The sequence below is a fragment of the Acidovorax sp. 69 genome (genome assembly GCF_002797445.1).
GTDB lineage: Bacteria > Pseudomonadota > Gammaproteobacteria > Burkholderiales > Burkholderiaceae_C > Acidovorax.
The window spans coordinates 1,132,455-1,150,168 of the sequence record NZ_PGEP01000001.1; the positions used below are offsets into that span (position 1 = coordinate 1,132,455).

Sequence of the window (17,714 nt, forward strand, 5' to 3'; positions counted from 1 at the left end):
GGGGGAAAACACCGGATCGTTGATGGATGGGCTTGACAGGGCGCTGGCTATAATCAACGGCTGATCAGAGCCCAGAGCTGAACTTCCACGAGATTGTGCGCGCAAAATGAACAAAACGTTGACCACGCTATTTGCCCTGGCTGTCGCTTCCGTGACCGCCTTGTCCCATGCCCAGGAAGCCAAAGGCGACGTGGAAGCCGGTAAGCAAAAAATCGCCATGTGCATTGGCTGCCACGGCATTACTGGCTATCAGGCCAGTTTCCCCGAGGTGCACAAGGTGCCCATGATTTCGGGCCAAAGCGGCAAGTACATCGCCGCAGCGTTGGTCGCCTACCAAAAGGGCGAACGCAAGCACCCCACCATGCGTGGTATTGCCGAGTCGCTCTCTGAAAAAGACATCGCCGATGTGTCCGCTTATTACGAACAGCATGGCAAGACCGGCGCCGAACTGCCCGCCAAAGCAGCCCGCGAACCCAGCGTGCAAGTGGCCGAGTTGCTGAAGAAGGGGGCTTGCGTTTCGTGCCATGGCGACAACTTCGCCAAGCCCATCGATCCTTCTTATCCCAAGATTGCAGGCCAGCACTCTGACTACCTGTTCGTGGCGCTCAAGTCTTACAAGGCCGAGAAGAACACCAAGGTGGGCCGTGGCAACGCCATCATGGGCGGTGTGGCCAAACAGTTCACCAACGCCGAGCTGAAAGCACTGTCCAGCTATGTGGGTAGCCTTGAGGGTGATCTGCACACTGTGCCCCAGTCGCGCTTCCGCTGATCTGCGCAAGGCCCACGCCTGGCAACCCAGCCCGCCTCTGGCGGGCTTTTTTGTGCCCGATAGCGCCCTGCGCCTACAGGGTTGTGCGGTGAGGTTCCGGTAAAATACGCACAGGGTGTCGGCGCCGTGGTGGCCCGGCAGGTTTATGCGCTGGTCGGGCCGCCTCGCGGTTTTTCTGCGACCCATGAACCCCTCTCCCACCCTGATTCAAGGCATTGGTGCCGTCCTTTTCGGACTGGCGATCCTGCACACTTTCTCTACCAAATATTTCGAGCATCTGGCCCACACGCAGCCCCGGCATGCGGGCATCTGGCATTTGCTGGGCGAGGTGGAGGTGGTTTTTGGCTTCTGGGCGCTGGTGCTCATGATGTTCATGTTCTCCATCAGCGGCAAACAAGAGGCCACGGCGTACCTGGACTCGCGCAACTTTACTGAACCACTGTTTGTGTTTGCAATCATGGTGATTGCCGCCACAAGGCCCATCCTTCAACTGGCGGGTGCTGTTGTGCGCTTGCTGGCGCGGTGCATGCCGTTTCAGCGCGGAGTGGCGATGTATTTTGTGGTCTTGTCGGCGGTGCCTCTGCTGGGCTCGTTCATCACCGAGCCCGCCGCGATGACGCTGGCCGCGCTGATGCTGCGCGATATCTTGTTTTCGCAGCCGTTGTCGAACAAGCTCAAGTATTCGACCATTGGCGTGTTGTTCGTCAACATATCGATCGGTGGCACGCTCACGCCGTTTGCCGCACCGCCGGTGCTGATGGTGGCCACCCAGTGGAACTGGGACCTGTGGTTCATGGTGTCCCACTTTGGCTGGAAGGCGGCTGTGGCTGTGGTGGTCAATGCGGCCATCGCCACCTGGCTGTTTCGCCACCAGGTGGGACACATGGGGCGCAAGCTCGCGTCGGATGAGGTGCCAGTCCCCGTGTCTGTCATGCTGGTGCACTTGGGGTTCCTCGGGCTTGTCGTGCTGTTTGCCCACCACCCTGCGGTTTTTATGGGGCTGTTCCTTTTTTTCATGGGCTTTACCACGGCCTACCAGCGCCATCAAAACCCGCTGATCCTGCGCGAGGCGCTGCTGGTGGCCTTTTTTCTGGCGGGACTGGTGGTTTTGGGAGGCATGCAGCAATGGTGGCTGCAGCCGGTGTTGATGAAGATGGATGCCAACGCCGTGTTCTTCGGTGCAGTGGCGTTAACGGCCTTCACCGACAACGCAGCGTTGACCTACCTGGGGTCGTTGGTCGAGGGGCTCAGCCACGAGTTCAAGGTGGCATTGGTGGCAGGAGCCGTGACGGGCGGCGGCCTGACAGTCATCGCCAACGCACCCAACCCCGCCGGAGCGGCCATCCTGAAAGAGAAGTTTGCGGACAACGCGATCCACCCCTTGGGGTTGTTGTTGGGTGCCTTGCCGCCCACGCTGGTGGCGGTGATCGCGTTCAAATTGTTTTGACTGCAGGCAGTTGTGGTGCGGGTTGTCAGTCCCGCGTGGCGCGCCGCTGCACACACGCGATGTAGGCGTCGCCATCGGGCGGGCGGCCAGCGCGCTGGCTGTCCCACAGCATCTCGCCCAGGCAGTCCATGGCCGCATGATGGGCGTCGTGCAGCGAATCGAGCCGCGCCGTCAGCAGCTCCACCGCCTGACGGATGCCACGCGGCTGGTCGATGCTGCATTGTTCGCTGATGGACAGGTGCATCGACAGGTGCAAAAACGGGTTGGTCTGGCCCGGCTTTTCGTCGTAGTTGCGCGCCACGGCCGCGTCGGCATCGGACAGGTCTGCGTGGTATTCGGGGTGCTCGGCAATCCACAGGCTGGCCAGCGTCTCGATGGCTTCCATGGGGGCACCGCTTTGGGTCTTGGCATGTACCCCGCAAAGAAAGCGGCGCACGTCGGCTTGGGAGGGGCTGAACATGGGGCGTGAGGGTAGCACGCCCCCTTTTGCCTCGGTGGCTGCGGGGTCGCGCCGCTGCGCTACGTGGGGCTGCGGTGGCGTCCTACGTGCCAGACGGTGGGGCCGCCCTACATTGGCATGGCGCATAGCCGAGGAGCCGGGGCCGCTTTGCCGCAGTCCATCAAACCCCGGTGTTGGGAGAACTTGTCATGAATGCAATGCGAATCGTGGGTGTGCTGTTGTTGGTGCTGGGTCTTGCCGGTTTTCTGACCGGTGGCTTCAGCTTTACCAAGGACACCACACAAGCCAAGCTGGGGCCGTTGGAACTGACGGTGAAGGAAAAAGAGTCCGTGAACATCCCGCAATGGATGAGTCTGGGCGCTATGGTGCTTGGCGGTGTGGTGCTGGTGCTGGGCTTTCGCAAGCGCTGAGCGCTGCCGGTCTTGAGTCTCTTTGCCTCCCGCCTTTTTTCCGTCACCGACTTCTCGGTGCGCCCATCATGCGCGAGATGGTTCTGGCGGCACTCAGCAGCGCGGGCAACAGGGTCTCCTGCATCATTTCGGCACTGGTGCGGTTGGCCTGCCCGCTGATGTTGAGCGCGGCCACCGTGCGCCCTGTGCGGTCGGCCAGCGGCGCGGCGATCGAGATCAATCCTTCTTCCAGCTCCTGGTTCACCAGACACCAGCCTTGCTGGCGCGCCTCGCGGATGCGAGCCAGCAGCGTGGGCAGGTCGGTGGCCGTGTGGGCTGTGAAGCGCTCCAGCGGGTGTGGGGCCAGGCGTGTCACCAGCTCTTCATCCGGCAGGCCCGCCAGCAGCATGCGGCCCATCGAGGTCCAGGGTGCGGGCAGGCGCGAGCCCACGCCCAGGTTGGTTCGCATGATTTTGTGCGTGGGCACACGCAGCACATAGACGATATCGAGGCCGTCGAGCACGGCGGCCGATGAAGATTCGCGCACCTCTTCCACCAGGTCTTCCATCACCGGCTCGGCCAGGTTCCAGATCGGCAGCGACGAGAGGTACGCAAACCCCAGGTCCAGGATGCGCGGGCTCAGGCGAAACAGTTTGCCGTCCGTCTCCACATAGCCCAGCGTCTGCAGCGTGAGCAGGATGCGGCGGGCGCCTGCACGGGTCAGGCCCGTCTGCGCGGCGACTTCACTCAACGTCTGCTGCGGCGTGGCCGCGCTGAACGAGCGGATGACCTCCAGCCCGCGCGCGAACGACTGCACATAGCTGTCACTGGGCTTGGGGTCTTTGGTGGTTGGCGTTTCGGGATTCATACATGTGCCCTCTATAATTCTTTATGCGAACATTTGTTCTATAAGCGAACAAATTCTAAGCGGAAGTCATGCACATCATGAAAGCGTTTCGATGATCAACAAACTGGCGGATTCGGTGGCCCAGGCCCTTTCGGGGGTGAAGGATGGTGCCACGGTGCTGATAGGCGGATTTGGTACAGCGGGCATTCCCGGCGAGCTGATTGACGGCCTCATCGCCCAGGGCGCGCGCGACCTCACCGTGGTCAACAACAACGCGGGCAATGCCGACCAGGGCCTGGCCGCGCTGCTCAAGGCCGGGCAGGTGCGCAAGATCATCTGCAGCTTTCCGCGCCAGGTCGATAGCTATGTGTTCGACGAGCTGTACCGCAGCGGCAAGTTAGAGCTGGAACTCGTGCCCCAGGGCAACCTGGCCGAGCGCCTGCGCGCCGCTGGCGCGGGCATTGGCGCTTTCTTCTGCCCCACGGCGCACGGCACCGAGCTGGCTGCAGGCAAAGAAACGCGCGAGATCAACGGCAAGCACTACGTGCTCGAATTCCCCATCCATGGCGATGTGGCCCTCATCAAGGCCGAAAAAGGCGACCGCTGGGGCAACCTCACCTACCGCATGTCGGCGCGCAACTTTGGCCCCGTGATGGCGACTGCTGCCAAGACCACCATTGCCACGGTGCACGAAGTGGTCGAGCTGGGCACCCTGGACCCCGAAGCCATCGTCACGCCCGGCATCTTCGTGAGCCATGTGGTCCAAATCGACCGCGTCGCCACGCAGGCCGGTGGTTTCAAAAAATCCGCGTGAAATTGGCCGCAAGCGCAGAAAGAATAAGCATGAACAGCTATCAAAAGCGTAGTAAAGATGAGTTGGCGAAACGTGTGGCGCAGGACATCCACGACGGTGCCTATGTCAACCTGGGCATCGGCCAGCCCACCCTGGTGGCCAATCACATCCCCGAGGGCCGCGAGGTCATCCTGCAAAGCGAGAACGGCATTCTGGGCATGGGCCCGGCGCCGGCTGCAGGGCTGGAGGACTACGACCTCATCAACGCCGGCAAGCAGCCCGTGACGCTGCTGCCCGGCGGCGCGTATTTTCACCACGCCGACAGCTTCGCCATGATGCGCGGCGGCCACCTGGACATCTGCGTTCTGGGCGCCTTCCAGGTCAGCGCCACCGGCGACCTGGCTAACTGGAGCACGGGCGAACCCGGCGCCATCCCTGCCGTGGGCGGCGCGATGGACCTGGCCATCGGTGCCAAGCAGACCTGGGTGATGATGGATCTGCTGACCAAGCAGGGCGCCAGCAAGATCGTGACGCAGTGCAGCTACCCGCTCACCGGTGTCGCCTGCGTGAAGCGCATCTACACCGATCTGTGCACACTGGCCTGCACACCCACCGGGCTGCAGCTCATCGACATGGTGCCCGGCCTGTCGCTGGCCGAGCTGGAGCAGCTGGTGGGTTTGCCGATCCGGCCTGCGGCTTGACCAACACCCCCATCCCATTGCCTACCGAGGAGACAAAACATGACCACCCAAGCCTTCATCTGTGACGCGATCCGCACCCCCTTCGGCCGTTACGGCGGCGCCCTCAGCAGCGTGCGCACCGACGACCTGGGTGCCATCCCCATCAAGGCGCTGATGGATCGCAACCCCGGCGTGGACTGGGCCGCGGTGACCGATGTGCTGTACGGCTGCGCGAACCAGGCCGGTGAAGACAACCGCAACGTGGCCCACATGAGCAGCCTGCTGGCGGGCCTGCCCATCGACGTGCCCGGCGCCACCATCAACCGCCTGTGCGGTTCGGGGCTGGATGCCGTCGGCACCGCTGCACGCGCCATCAAGTCCGGCGAGGCCGGGCTGATGATTGCTGGCGGTGTAGAGAGCATGAGCCGCGCCCCGTTCGTCATGCCCAAGGCAGAGTCGGCGTTCAGCCGCAACAACGCGGTGTACGACACCACCATCGGCTGGCGCTTCGTCAACAAGCTGATGAAGGCACAGTACGGCGTCGATTCGATGCCAGAAACCGCCGAGAACGTGGCCACCGATTTCGGCATCGAGCGCGAAGCGCAAGACCGCATGGCGTTGGCCAGCCAGCTCAACGCCGTGGCCGCCATCAAGGCGGGCCACTTGGCGCGCGAGATCGTGCCCGTGCACATCCCGCAGAAAAAGGGCGACGCCCTCGTCGTGAGCCAGGACGAACACCCGCGCGAGACCAGCCTGGAAGCGCTGGCCAAGCTCAAGGGCGTGGTGCGGCCCGATGGCACGGTGACTGCTGGCAACGCCAGTGGCGTGAACGACGGCGCCTGCGCGCTGCTGCTGGCCAATGAGATCAACGCCGCCAAGTACGGCCTCAAGCCCCGTGCCCGTGTGGTGGGCATGGCCACGGCTGGCGTGGCGCCGCGCATCATGGGCTTTGGCCCCACACCCGCCACGCTCAAGGTGCTGGCGCAGACGGGCCTGACCATTGACCACATGGATGTGATTGAACTCAACGAAGCGTTCGCCGCACAAGGCCTGGCCGTGCTGCGTGCTTTGGGCCTCAAGGACGACGACGCGCGTGTGAACTCGTGGGGCGGCGCGATTGCGCTGGGCCACCCGCTGGGTGCCAGCGGTGCGCGCCTGATCACCACCGCCGTCAACCGCCTGCACGAACACGCCGGCCAGTACGCGCTGTGCACCATGTGCATTGGCGTGGGGCAGGGCATTGCCATCATTTTGGAGCGCGTCTGAGCCGCGCCTGCGAACACCAAGGAATCCAGTCCGTGCCCATTTCCACTCTCCAGACCCCCGGCGGCGCCTTCCGTGTCCGCATCGACGGCCCCGAGGGCGCCCCCGCGCTGGTGCTTTCCAACTCTCTGGGGACCACGTTGGAGATGTGGGATGCGCAGGCTGAACGCTTTGCCATGGACTACCGGGTCGTGCGCTACGACACGCGCGGCCATGGCGGCAGTGTGGTTTCGCCCGGTCCCTACAGCTTCGAACAGCTCGGTGGCGACGTGATCGCCCTGCTGGACGCGCTCCAGATCGCGCGCGCCAGTTTCTGCGGCATCTCCATGGGCGGCTTCACCGGCCTGTGGCTGGGCGTGAATGTACCCCAGCGCCTGAACCACCTCGTTGTGGCCAACAGTGCCGCCAAGATCGGCACCGCCGACGGCTGGACTGCGCGCGCAGCCTTGGTGCGAGAGAAGGGCGCGGCCGCCATGGACGAGTTGGCGGATTCATCGCCCAGCCGCTGGTTCACCGAAGCGTTTATCGCCCAGCAACCCGACGCGGTACGCCGCGCCCAGGGCTGGATCGCCGACCTGGCGCCTGAAGGCTATGCCGCCTGCTGCGAGGCGCTGGCCCAGGCTGACCTGCGCAGCGCCATCGACACCATCACCGTGCCCACGCTACTGATCGCCGGCGCGTTCGACCCTGTGACCACGGTGGCCGATGCGCAGGCCATGCAGACTGCGATTGCCGGTGCGCAACTGGCCAAAGTGTCGGCGTCGCATCTGTCCAATCTCGAAGCGCCGTCGGAGTTCGACGCCGCGTTGGCCGCCTTCCTGGCGCGCTGAGCATTGTTTTCCGCGCGCGAGACACCGCATGGATCTACAGCCCACCAACCCCCGCTGGCGACACCGGCCCGAAGGCTCCAACTGGGGTGACTTCGGCCCCAACGACCAATTGGGACGCCTGAACCTGCTCACGCCCGAGAAGGTGCGCCAGGGCGTGGCCGAAGTGCATGAAGGTTTGGCCTTCGCGCTGAGCCTGCCGCTCGACTACCCGGGCGGCAACGCGCTCAACCCCAACCGCAACCCGCCGGTGCTGCGGCCACTGCTGCGCAAGGGGCTGGTCAATTTCAACTGCCTGCTGGGTGGGTTGGAGCCGGGCCGCACCGATGTGCTGTCGGACGACCTGGCCATCCTGCACCTGCAGTACTCCACGCAGTGGGATGGCCTGGCGCATGCGGGCTCGATGTTCGACGCCAATGGCGACGGTTTGCCGGAAGCGCTGTACTACAACGGCTATGCCGCTGGCCGCGACGTGGTCGGCCCGAGCGATGTGCGTGATGCTGGCGTGCCCGCCGCACCGGGCGCGGCCGTCAGTACCTCGGCCGCGCACGCGCTTGGCATTGAGGGCATGGCACGCACGGGCGTGCAGGGCCGCGGCGTAATGGTGGACCTGCGTGCCCACCTGGGCGACGCGCGCACGCTGGTGGGCTACGACGCGCTGATGCGCGTGCTCGACGCCGACCGCGTGGCGGTGGAGCCGGGCGACATCGTTTGCCTGCACACCGGTTTTTCCGAGGTGGTACTGGGCATGCGCAAGCACCCGCACCCGGGCACGCTGGCGGTCAGCTGCGCGGTGCTGGACGGGCGCGATGACAAGCTGCTGCAGTGGATCACCGACAGCCATCTGGCCGCCATCGCGGCTGATAACTACGCCGTGGAAGCGCATCCTGCGCGACCGGGCGCCGACTGCTGCGCGGCTCTGCCGCTGCACGAGCACTGCCTGTTCAAGTTGGGCGTGCACCTGGGCGAGCTGTGGCACCTGACGCCGCTCGCCGAATGGCTGCGTGAGCGCGGCCGCTACCGCTTCCTGCTGACGGCGCCACCGTTGAATTTACCCGGGGCCATCGCCTCGCCCGTGACACCGGTCGCCACCGTCTGAGCGTCACCCCGCTTCGGTCGGCGCGCTGCCCGAAAGAGAAAAACCTGTTGGCCGGAGTTCCGGCGTTTGCATGTGCCGAATTACCGCGCACGAGGAAACCGTTGTGCCTTTCATCATCGAAACCTTCGACAAGCCCGACCACCAGCAGGTGCGCCAGGCCATGCGGGCTGCGCATCTGGCGTTTCTGGATCAGCACAAAGAGCTGCTGCTGGCGTGCGGCGCCAAGCTGGCCGACGACGGCACAGACCTGGGTGGCGGCCTCTATGTGGTGGCGCTGGAGACGCGTGAAGAAGCCCAGGGCTTCATCGAGTCCGACCCGTTTCACACCGCCGGCCTGTTCGATCGCGTGACGCTCACGCGCTGGCGCAAGGCCTATGTCGACGGCCAGTGCTTTCTCTAGCCGTTCTGCGTGTTCCGACGGCTCTGTCCGCGCACTGCATTTCCCCATTTCTTTGGAGTGACCTTCCATGACTGCCCTTTCTTCGCGTGAGCGTGTCCTCATCACTGGCGGTGGCGCCGGCATCGGTGCCGCGACCGCTGAGCGCTGCCGTGCCGACGGCTACGAGCCCGTCATCATTGACCGCGTGGTGGATCACGTGCCCGGTGGCATCCAGGCCGTCCTGTCCAACACGGCCGATACCGCGCGCGCACTGCAGCAGGCGCTGGCGGGTGGCCCCATCACGCGCCTGGTGAACAACGTGGGCATCGTGGTGCCCGCGGAGGCCGCCGAGCAGACGCTGGAGCAATTCGACCTGGCCGTGGCCTTGAATCTGCGGTGTTCGCTGCAGTGCATGCAGGCGCTGTTGCCGGGCATGCAGGCCGCGGGCTTCGGGCGCATCGTGAACATGTCGTCGCGTGCCGCTTTGGGCAAGGAGATGCGCACCGCGTACTCCGCCACCAAGGCCGGTCTGATCGGCATGACGCGCGTGTGGGCGCTGGAGTTGGGGCGCCATGGCGTCACGGCCAATGCCATTGGCCCTGGCCCGATTCGCACGGAGCTGTTCGACCGCGCCAACCCGCCCGATGCGCCGCGCACGCAGGCCATCATCGATGCGGTGCCCGTCAAGCGCGTGGGCACGCCCGACGACGTGGCGCACGCCGTGTCGTATCTGCTCGATGCCCGCAGCGGCTTCGTTACTGGCCAGGTGCTCTACGTCTGCGGCGGCATGACAGTCGGCGTGGCCGGGGTCTGAGCCCAGCGCATTTCTCGTAGCGCCCGCAACAACATTCAATATCCCAACCAAAGACTCACCAGATGTCGAAAATCACTGCCTTCTTCACCGAGCTGATGCGGCGCTACCTGCCCGATCCGTTCGTCTTCGCCATCATGCTCACGCTGCTGACCATGGCGCTCGCGTTCGGTGTGGAAAGCCGCCCGATCAACGACGTGGTGCAGGACTGGGGGAAGGGCTTCTGGAGCCTGCTGGCTTTCACGACGCAGATGGCCGTGATCCTGGTGATGGGCTATGTGCTGGCAGCCGCGCCCATCGTGGACCGCTTTCTCAATCGCATTGCGACGCATGTGCACACGCCGCGGCAGGCCATCATCGTCGCCACCATCGTGGGCTGCGTGGGCAGCTACCTCAACTGGGGCTTTGGTCTGGTGATCGGCGGCATCATGGCGCGCAAGCTGGCGCTCAAGGTGAAGGGCGTGCACTACCCACTGATCATCGCGGCGGCGTACACGGGCTTCACCATGTACAGCCTGGGCTTTTCGGCGACCATTCCGGTGCTGATCTCCACCAAGGGCCACGCCTTTGAAAGCACGATGGGCATCATTCCGCTGACACAGACCATCTTCTCTGCCCCCATCCTGCTGACCAGTCTGGCAGTGCTGATTGCGCTGCCGCTGCTCAACGCGGCCATGCATCCCAAGAAGGGCGAGCCGGTGGTCGAGCTGGATCCTGCAACGGTCGCCGATGCCAAGCCCGCCAGTGCCGAAAGCCTGCTGGGCGATGAGAAGACCCTGGCCTGGCGCCTGAACAATAGCCGCGTGTTGAGCCTGCTGATCGGCCTGTGCGGCATGGCGTACGTGGCCAGGCACTTCATCAAGGGCGGCAACCTCGACCTGAACATGATCAACTTCTTCATCCTGTTCCTGGGGGTGCTGCTGCTGGGCACGCCCATGGCGTACGTGGAGAAGGTCAATGAAGGCGTGAAGACCATCGGCGGGATCATTCTGCAGTTCCCGTTCTACGCCGGCATCATGGCCATCATGCATGGCTCGGGCCTGGTGGAATCCATCGCGCATGTGTTCGTGAGCTTTTCCACTGCAGACACCCTGCCGTTGTGGGGCCTGGTGAGTTCGTTTGTCATCAACTTTTTCGCCCCGTCCGGTGGCGGGCACTGGGTGCTGCAGGGCCCATTCATGATCAACGCGGCCACCACGCTGGGCGCTTCGCAGGCGCAAACCGCCATGTCGGTGATGCTGGGCAACGGTTGGAACGATCTGGTACAGCCGTTCTGGATCCTGCCGGCCCTGGCGCTGTCCAAGCTCAAGCTCAAGGACATCATGGGCTACACGGTGGTGTCCATGCTGCTGGTGGGTGCCATCTACGCGGCCACTATGCTGATCTGGCCGCACCTCTGAACGGCTTGCCACCTGCTCACTCCCTTTTCTTTTCCATCCTTTTGTCTTTCAGGAGAACCCCATGCTGTTCATGGTTGAAATGATCGTGCAGATCCCATCCACGCTGGCGCCCGAAGTGGCCGATGAGATCAAGCGCAAGGAAAAAGCGTATTCGCAGCGGTTGCAGCAGGACGGCAAGTGGCGCCACCTGTGGCGCGTCGTCGGCGAATACGCCAACGTGAGCATCTTCGATGTGGCCAGCAACGACGAACTGCATACCGTCCTCAGCGGCCTGCCGCTGTTCCCGTACATGCAGATCAAGGTGACGCCGCTGGCCAACCACCCGTCGTCGATCACGCAGGAATAAGACCCACGAAGAGGCAATGCGCCCCTTCCCTTTTTGTCCACCCACAAGAGTTCGAGGAAACAACATGACCACCTTCCATAACAGCACCCGCCGCACCTTGCTTGCCGCACTGGCGATTGCAGCCGTGGGCACCGTGCCCACCACGGCCTTCGCACAGGCCTACCCCAGCAAGCCGGTCACCATCATCGTTCCGTTCGCAGCCGGTGGCACCACCGACATCCTCGCGCGCATCATCGGCCAGGCGTTGACCACTGAACTGGGCCAATCGGTCATCGTGGACAACCGTGCAGGCGCTGGAGGCAACATCGGCGGTTCGCTGGCCGCCAAGGCCCCGGCCGACGGCTACACGCTGTTCATGGGCACAGTGGGCACGCACGCCATCAACGCCAGCCTGTACAAGAAGATGCCGTTTGACCCGGTCAAGGACTTTGCACCTTTGACCCGCGTGGCCAACGTGCCCAACCTGCTGGTGGCCAACCCCGCCCAGCCGTTCAAGACCGTGCCCGAGCTGATCGCCTACGCCAAGGCCAACCCCGGCAAGCTCAACTTTGGTTCGTCGGGCAGCGGCAGCTCCATCCACCTGTCGGGTGAGCTGTTCAAGTCGATGGCCAAGGTGGACATGGTGCATGTGCCCTACAAGGGCAGCGCCCCGGCCGTGACCGACCTGCTGGGCAACCAGATCGGCATCATGTTCGACAACATGCCCTCGGCCATTCAGCATGTGCGTAGCGGCAAGCTGGTGCCCATTGCGGTGACCACCGCCAAGCGCTCGCCAGAGCTGCCCAACGTGCCCACCATCGCAGAAGCAGGCGTGCCGGGTTACGAGGCCACGTCGTGGTTCGGCATGTTCGCCCCCGCAGGCACGCCCGCGCCAGTGCTGGCCCGGCTGAACACCGCGCTGGTCAAGGTGCTGGGCCAGGCCGATGTGAAGAAGAAGATCAACGACCAGGGCGCCGAAGCCATGAGCGAAACGCCTGCGCAGTTTGCCGCCTTTATCCAGGCCGAGTCCATCAAGTGGGGCAAGGTCGTGAAAGAGTCGGGTGCTAGCCTGGACTAAGCCCCGCACAGGCTCTCAGTAGCTACTAAATAGATAGCTGCTACCGCATATATATCAAGCGGTAGCAGCTATTTTTACTTTGCATCCATGCGTCCGGGCTTACTGCACCCGGTACACCCGCCCCGTTTGCGCGCCTTCCACGCTGCGCTGGTAGGCCAGGGCGGCGCGTTCGGCAGGAACGGTCTCGAACCCCGGGAAGAACGGTCCATAGACTCCGGCCGACTCCGTGAGGATGGTGGGGCTGACCGCGTTGATGCGCAGCCCGCGTGGCAACTCAATGGCGGCGGCCGCCACAAAGCCTTCGATGGCGGCATTCACTGCCGTGGCACTGGCGCCGTTGCGGATGGGCTCGGTGCCCAGGATGCCGCTGATGAGCGTGATGGAGCCACCATCGTTCAGGTATTTGTGGCCCAACAGCGCCAGTTGCACCTGGCCCAGCAGCTTGTCTTGCAGGCCCAGGTTGAACTGCTCGGCCGTCATCTCGGTCAGTGGCCCGAAATGCAGGTTGCCGGCTGTGCTGACGATGGCATCCACCCGGCCCACCGCCGCAAATAGCGCGACCAGTGATGGGGGCTGTGAGAGGTCCGCACGGTGCGCGCCACTGTTGCGGCCCACGGTGATGACCTCATGGCGTGCGCCCAGGTTGGCCAGCACGGCCTGGCCGATGGTGCCGCTGGCGCCGATGAGAAGAATCTTGGACATGGTGTTTTCCTTGCGTGTGAAAAAGGGTTGAAGAAGAACTGACAACCCGATTCTTTTGCTAATCAATTAATGTATAAAGTACGTGGAAGTTATGCTTGTGCTAACTTTTGATTAGGAATATGGGGAGTTGCCATGGACAAGCTGCGCAACATGGAGGTCATGGTGGCCGTGGTCGAGGCGGGCAGCTTTGCTGCCGCCGCGCGCCAGTTGCAGGTATCGGCCGTGATGGTGGGCAAGCACATCCAGCAGTTGGAGGCGCACCTGGGCGCGCGCCTGTTCCAGCGCAGCACGCGCCAGAACAGCCTGACCGAGGTGGGCGCCGCCTTCTACGACGACAGCAAACGCGTGCTGGAGCAAGTGCGCTGGGCCGAGTCAGCCGTGGAGCGCAGCCGCGCCGTGCCGCAGGGCTTGCTGCGGGTGAGCGCGCCGTTCACGCTGGGCAACCACGTCATTGCACCGCTGGTGGCTGACTTTCTACAGCGCCACGAGCAGGTGCGCGTGGACCTGCAGCTCACCGACAGCGTGGTGGACCTGGCGGGCGAAGGTTTTGATGTGGCGGTGCGCATCGGCCAGGTGGTGAACGAGGGCCTGGTGGCGCGCCCGCTGCGCCCCTACCGCATGGTGATTGCCGCAGCACCCGCGTACCTGCAGCGCCACGGCACGCCAGAGCGCGCGGCCGACCTGGCCCGACACCAGTGCCTGAGCCACTCGGTGTGGCAACGCCGTGTGGAATGGACATTGCGCGACGGCAGCGAGGAGTTCTTCTGGCCCGGGCACGCGCGCTTCGTTTGCAACCAGGGCGACGGCCTGCGCCAGGCGGCGTTGCGTGGCCTGGGTCTGATCATGCAGCCCGAAGTGCTATTGGCCGATGACCTGGCCAGTGGTGCGCTGGTGCCCGTGATGCAACCCTGCCTGCCCGCGCCACGGCCCGTGCAGCTCGTCTATGCGCCTGACCGGCGGCAACTGCCCAAGCTGGTGCGGTTTGTGGAGTGCGTGATGGGTGCGCTGGGCGTGGATGGCCGCTGACTGAGCCGTACGGCTGCAGGCTCAGCAGAATGCTTTGCGCTGGTCCTTGAGCGCATCGCGGTCGATGCTCGCCGCGAGCTGTTCCATGTCAGCCGCGCAGACGCCGTGTTGCAGAAAATGCCGGGGCCACTGCACTACCGTCTGCGCGACTTCCTGAATCAGCGCGATGGCCCGGGCCCGTGTGATGCCGAATTCACTTAGTTCGGTCAGTGCATTGTCCAGCGTGGACTGCGCGCCGTGCCGACCCACCACCATGGCCTGGTAGCCCATGTTCCGCAGCGTGGGCACCACGTCGAATGCTGGGGCCAGGTCGTAGTAGCCGTCAAAACCCAGGCGCAGGCAGTGGTTGCGCTCGTGGTCATCGGTGTTGTCCATGAGGATGTTGAAAACCATGCGCCGAAACAGCTCTTCGCGCAGGGCCTTTTGCCGGTCTGGGTGCGCCTGGCGCAGCAGCACGGTGGCCAGTGCCCCGTAGCTTTCGGCAAGGCCCGCTGCTGCCAGCGCCGTCTTGGCAGAGATGCAGTGCACGCGCAGGTTCAGCGAGTCCACTCGCACACGGTCAAACCGCTGGATCGTGAGCGCATGGCGCTGCGGCCTCCGGCCCAGCCGCGATGGAATAGGCAGCACGCCCGTGGTGGCAACGTGGATGCCTGCCTGGGCCGCCAGCGTCATGGTGGCGTGCTCGATGAGGGGCGTGTCCACGGTGTCGTCCAGCTCGCTGAACTTGATCACGCAGGGCCCGCCGTCGGTTTGCAGCAGCGCCTTGGGCCGCGCTCCACCCAGCGTCACGCCGGGCTGCACCAGCCGCTGGATCTCTGGCGTGACGGGGGCTTGTGACTGCACCTCTTCCACCGCCCGCACCATGGCCTCCAGATCGCGCGGTTGGGGATACGGCCCGATGCGGCGGGGGATGTACTGATTGGATGATGTGGAGATGCCCAACGCGCCAAAGCGGTCGTCACCGGCGAACAGCAGCATCTCCAGAATTGATAGGCGTGCGGGGCGGTCAATGTGGCGGATGATGCGCTCTCCCCAACGGTCTGGCCGTGCATCATCAATGGCGCCGGGTGCGCTGTCTTTTTGGTTTGCGCTGAACATGTGCCCCGCCAGCAGGGGCAGGTCCTCGCTCAGCGCAAACTCCCACCAGTCTGCGGCGTAGCTGAAGGTGGCGCAGTTGGGCACCAGCTGCGATAAGCCCACAGCCCCCGTCACCACAGGTTGTGCGGGATTGACCAACGCCCAGACGTACAGAGTGTCCTGAGGCACGTAGGAGCGCGGTGTGACCTGCTGCGCGTTGTCGGGTGGGTTCATGGCCGCGCTTTCTTCTGGCCCGCGATCAGTGCGGCCAGACCAGCGGCGGTGCTGTTGGGCAGGCGTTCCGGCGCGCCGAGTCCTGCGATCCCTAGGGTCCTTGCCATCTCTTCTTCACTGCCCAATCCGGTGGCCATCTGCATGGCTTTCTTGATCTGTTCCTCGTGGCCCAGTCCAGCCGCCATCAGCGCGGCTCTCATTGCTGCATTCGCCTGATCGATTCCCGGGAATGAACGCTCTTCTCTTACAAGGTGTGAGGCCCTTGGATGAATTGGCGCATTGACTTTTGATGCGGGCGGTAGGGCGACGGCTTGCGTTTCGGTCGCCGTTTTTGTTGAAGTTGTATGGGAGGCTTTCGCTAGCTTCTGCGCCGTGGCCCGAGCGTTGGGCCGGGGCCGGGGCCGGGCTCTGGCCACCTCCTGCTCCAGCGAAGTCAGGTCGTTCTGCGGCGCAATCAGGTCGGCCAGCCCCTGGGCTTGGTTGATGAGCCACATGCACATCACATACGAAGCCATGGACACCGACGGGTCGCCGCGCTCAATGCGCGCCATGGTGGGCTGCGACACGCCCAGCCTTTGGGCCCACTGGGCCTGCGTTTCCTTGCGGCGCTTGCGCGCTATCACGATGTTCTGCGCGAGCAACGCGATCTGCTGAAGAACTGCCTGGGGGTAGTCAGCGGGCTTGGTGTTTTGGGATGGCATTTATAGATGTTAGTCCAACAGACTATTTTTGAACATCTATGAATTAAATATGGAAAGTCAGAAAGGCATTGTTGGGTGAAAATTTATCATAGATGTATGAAATGTAAAGAAAAATACAAATGTATGAATTAAATTGAGTGGCGTGGTCTCGATTGCTAATGCAAGCCAGGGCTTAAAGCCAGGGCATGTTGCCGTGCGCCGCAATGCGGGGCCTGCGGGGCTCACTCCACAGCGTTGCTGGGCACCGCAGGCCCGATCTTGAACACTCCACTGACCCGCGCACACGGCACCCCGCCGGCCGTGACCAGGCCCTGCGCAAACACCAGCGAGCGCGTGATGCGCAGTGGATCGGCCTCGCCTTCGACCCAGGCGCCTAGCGGGGCAGGGGCCAGGTAGTCGATCTGCAGGCTGATGGTGGGCAAAAAGCGGTCGGCCACCTGGTCGCTTTTTCGGTGCACCGACAGGGGCACCAGCATGTCGCAAAAGGTGGCCATCATGCCGCCGTGCAGGTTGCCCATGGGGTTGGTGTGCCGCCGCTCCACGCGAAAGCCGAATTTCACCACCTTGCCCTGGTGCAGTACATACAACGGGCCGTTGTGCTGGATGTAAGGTCCGCCGGCTTCCAGTGCCACAAAGCCTGCGGGGGTGTCGTTGACGGTGGCTGCGTTCTCGGGGGTGTTCATCAGCGGGCTTCCTTGGCGATGTCGTTGGCAAAACTGGCGTCCTGCAGGCTGCTGCGGGTGGCGTCGCCCTGCAGCCAGCCGCCGTACACCGAGCGGAAGTCGGCCACGATCTGCGCCAGGGGCATGTCATCGAATGCGCCGCGCTGGTGCACGTATTCCATGTGGCGCTGGCCGGTCTTGTCAAAGGGGTGGTAGATGGAATCGTTCTCCCCATCGAACTCCAGCGGCAGCAGCCCGAAGCGCTCGCACAGTTCGATGTTGAAGGCCGGTGTGGCCTTGCGCCACTGGCCATCGAGCCAGATGTCGCTGTAGCCGTGCCAGATGAAAAGATCGGTCTTCATGGTCTCGCGCATGCGCTCCGTGCTGAGATGGTTGCGCACGTCGGCAAACCCTATGCGTGCCGGGATGCCTGCCGCGCGGCAGGCGGCGGTGAGCAGCGCTGCCTTGGGTACGCACCAGCCATAGCCGTTGGCCAGCACGCTGCTGGCTGCCATGCCCTCCGGTGAGAGGTCAATGCGGTACGGGTCGTAGCGAAAGCCGTCGCGCACGGCCAAGTACAGGGCCACGGCGCGTTCACGGTCAGTGGCGCCGCGTGCGTGTTCGGCGGCAAAGGCCTGGACGGCAGGGGCATCGCTGTCGATGAGGGCGGTGGCGCGCAGCGCGGCGGGTGTGGGGTGGTTCGGGGTCATGGTTCGAAGGCTCCTTGCGGCCCAGTGTGCAGGCC

The 17,714-nt window shown here is 64.0% G+C and carries 21 protein-coding genes; 14 read left to right on the forward strand and 7 right to left on the reverse strand.

Going from position 1 to position 17,714, the window contains the following annotated elements; translation table 11 throughout:
• The first annotated feature begins 106 nt into the window (after positions 1 to 106).
• On the forward strand, positions 107 to 769 hold the full coding sequence (locus CLU85_RS05210; protein ID WP_100409357.1) for a cytochrome c: 663 nt from the start codon (positions 107 to 109) through the stop codon (positions 767 to 769).
• A 184-nt stretch (positions 770 to 953) separates the two neighbouring features.
• On the forward strand, positions 954 to 2,216 hold the full coding sequence (locus CLU85_RS05215) for a putative Na+/H+ antiporter (protein WP_232727735.1): 1,263 nt from the start codon (positions 954 to 956) through the stop codon (positions 2,214 to 2,216).
• Between the two features lie 25 nt (positions 2,217 to 2,241).
• Here CLU85_RS05215 and CLU85_RS05220 read toward each other — a convergent pair whose 3' ends face one another.
• The gene (locus CLU85_RS05220) at positions 2,242 to 2,676 is read right to left on the reverse strand and encodes a DUF1841 family protein (protein ID WP_100409359.1); all 435 of its coding nucleotides are present in this window, start codon (positions 2,674 to 2,676) and stop codon (positions 2,242 to 2,244) included.
• 188 nt (positions 2,677 to 2,864) lie between these two features.
• Here CLU85_RS05220 and CLU85_RS05225 point away from each other — a divergent pair, with 188 nt between their 5' ends.
• Positions 2,865 to 3,086 (forward strand): hypothetical protein, encoded by a 222-nt coding sequence (locus CLU85_RS05225; protein WP_198509136.1) that lies wholly within the window; start codon positions 2,865 to 2,867, stop codon positions 3,084 to 3,086.
• A 43-nt stretch (positions 3,087 to 3,129) separates the two neighbouring features.
• Here CLU85_RS05225 and CLU85_RS05230 read toward each other — a convergent pair whose 3' ends face one another.
• Positions 3,130 to 3,933 (reverse strand): IclR family transcriptional regulator C-terminal domain-containing protein, encoded by an 804-nt coding sequence (locus CLU85_RS05230; RefSeq protein ID WP_100409361.1) that lies wholly within the window; start codon positions 3,931 to 3,933, stop codon positions 3,130 to 3,132.
• Between the two features lie 91 nt (positions 3,934 to 4,024).
• On the opposite strand from CLU85_RS05230, the gene CLU85_RS05235 reads away from it, so the two are divergent.
• From CLU85_RS05235 to CLU85_RS05280, 10 genes are all read left to right on the forward strand, one after another.
• Positions 4,025 to 4,726, forward strand: a complete 702-nt coding sequence (locus CLU85_RS05235) for a 3-oxoacid CoA-transferase subunit A (protein ID WP_100409362.1) — start codon at positions 4,025 to 4,027, stop codon at positions 4,724 to 4,726.
• A gap of 29 nt (positions 4,727 to 4,755) precedes the next feature.
• Positions 4,756 to 5,406 carry a 3-oxoacid CoA-transferase subunit B gene (locus tag CLU85_RS05240; protein ID WP_100409363.1) on the forward strand — a complete coding sequence of 217 codons (651 nt, stop codon included), beginning with the start codon at positions 4,756 to 4,758 and terminating at the stop codon, positions 5,404 to 5,406.
• Positions 5,407 to 5,445: 39 nt separating this feature from the next.
• Positions 5,446 to 6,651: a 3-oxoadipyl-CoA thiolase gene (gene pcaF, locus CLU85_RS05245; RefSeq protein WP_100409364.1), complete on the forward strand. Its 1,206-nt coding sequence runs from the start codon at positions 5,446 to 5,448 to the stop codon at positions 6,649 to 6,651.
• Positions 6,652 to 6,683: 32 nt separating this feature from the next.
• Positions 6,684 to 7,478, forward strand: a complete 795-nt coding sequence (gene pcaD / locus CLU85_RS05250) for a 3-oxoadipate enol-lactonase (protein WP_100409365.1) — start codon at positions 6,684 to 6,686, stop codon at positions 7,476 to 7,478.
• Between the two features lie 28 nt (positions 7,479 to 7,506).
• Entirely contained in the window at positions 7,507 to 8,574 is a 1,068-nt protein-coding gene (locus CLU85_RS05255; protein ID WP_100409366.1) for a cyclase family protein, read from the forward strand.
• Positions 8,575 to 8,677: 103 nt separating this feature from the next.
• Positions 8,678 to 8,974 carry a YciI family protein gene (locus tag CLU85_RS05260; protein ID WP_100409367.1) on the forward strand — a complete coding sequence of 99 codons (297 nt, stop codon included), beginning with the start codon at positions 8,678 to 8,680 and terminating at the stop codon, positions 8,972 to 8,974.
• 67 nt (positions 8,975 to 9,041) lie between these two features.
• Positions 9,042 to 9,767: an SDR family oxidoreductase gene (locus CLU85_RS05265; RefSeq protein WP_100409368.1), complete on the forward strand. Its 726-nt coding sequence runs from the start codon at positions 9,042 to 9,044 to the stop codon at positions 9,765 to 9,767.
• Between the two features lie 62 nt (positions 9,768 to 9,829).
• Positions 9,830 to 11,164: a short-chain fatty acid transporter gene (locus tag CLU85_RS05270; RefSeq protein WP_100409369.1), complete on the forward strand. Its 1,335-nt coding sequence runs from the start codon at positions 9,830 to 9,832 to the stop codon at positions 11,162 to 11,164.
• A 61-nt stretch (positions 11,165 to 11,225) separates the two neighbouring features.
• Complete coding sequence (catC, locus tag CLU85_RS05275; protein WP_100409370.1) at positions 11,226 to 11,510, forward strand: muconolactone Delta-isomerase; 285 nt, start codon at positions 11,226 to 11,228, stop codon at positions 11,508 to 11,510.
• A gap of 64 nt (positions 11,511 to 11,574) precedes the next feature.
• A complete protein-coding gene (locus CLU85_RS05280) occupies positions 11,575 to 12,567 on the forward strand; it encodes a tripartite tricarboxylate transporter substrate binding protein (RefSeq protein WP_100409371.1) in 993 nt (330 codons plus the stop codon).
• 99 nt (positions 12,568 to 12,666) lie between these two features.
• On the opposite strand, the gene CLU85_RS05285 is transcribed toward CLU85_RS05280, so the two are convergent.
• On the reverse strand, positions 12,667 to 13,269 hold the full coding sequence (locus CLU85_RS05285) for a short chain dehydrogenase (protein WP_100409372.1): 603 nt from the start codon (positions 13,267 to 13,269) through the stop codon (positions 12,667 to 12,669).
• Between the two features lie 132 nt (positions 13,270 to 13,401).
• Here CLU85_RS05285 and CLU85_RS05290 point away from each other — a divergent pair, with 132 nt between their 5' ends.
• Positions 13,402 to 14,295, forward strand: coding sequence for a LysR family transcriptional regulator (locus CLU85_RS05290; RefSeq protein ID WP_100409373.1), 894 nt, complete (start codon positions 13,402 to 13,404; stop codon positions 14,293 to 14,295).
• 21 nt (positions 14,296 to 14,316) lie between these two features.
• On the opposite strand, the gene CLU85_RS05295 is transcribed toward CLU85_RS05290, so the two are convergent.
• The 4 genes from CLU85_RS05295 to CLU85_RS05310 form a co-directional block, all read right to left on the reverse strand.
• On the reverse strand, positions 14,317 to 15,606 hold the full coding sequence (locus CLU85_RS05295) for a type II toxin-antitoxin system HipA family toxin (RefSeq protein WP_100409374.1): 1,290 nt from the start codon (positions 15,604 to 15,606) through the stop codon (positions 14,317 to 14,319).
• Complete coding sequence (locus tag CLU85_RS23265) at positions 15,603 to 16,247, reverse strand: helix-turn-helix transcriptional regulator (RefSeq protein WP_232727736.1); 645 nt, start codon at positions 16,245 to 16,247, stop codon at positions 15,603 to 15,605. The genes CLU85_RS05295 and CLU85_RS23265 overlap by 4 nt, the downstream gene beginning before the upstream one ends.
• A 281-nt stretch (positions 16,248 to 16,528) precedes the next feature.
• The gene (locus CLU85_RS05305; protein ID WP_100409375.1) at positions 16,529 to 16,990 is read right to left on the reverse strand and encodes a PaaI family thioesterase; all 462 of its coding nucleotides are present in this window, start codon (positions 16,988 to 16,990) and stop codon (positions 16,529 to 16,531) included.
• Positions 16,990 to 17,679 (reverse strand): transglutaminase family protein, encoded by a 690-nt coding sequence (locus CLU85_RS05310; RefSeq protein ID WP_100409376.1) that lies wholly within the window; start codon positions 17,677 to 17,679, stop codon positions 16,990 to 16,992. The genes CLU85_RS05305 and CLU85_RS05310 overlap by 1 nt, the downstream gene beginning before the upstream one ends.
• Positions 17,680 to 17,714 lie beyond the last annotated feature (35 nt).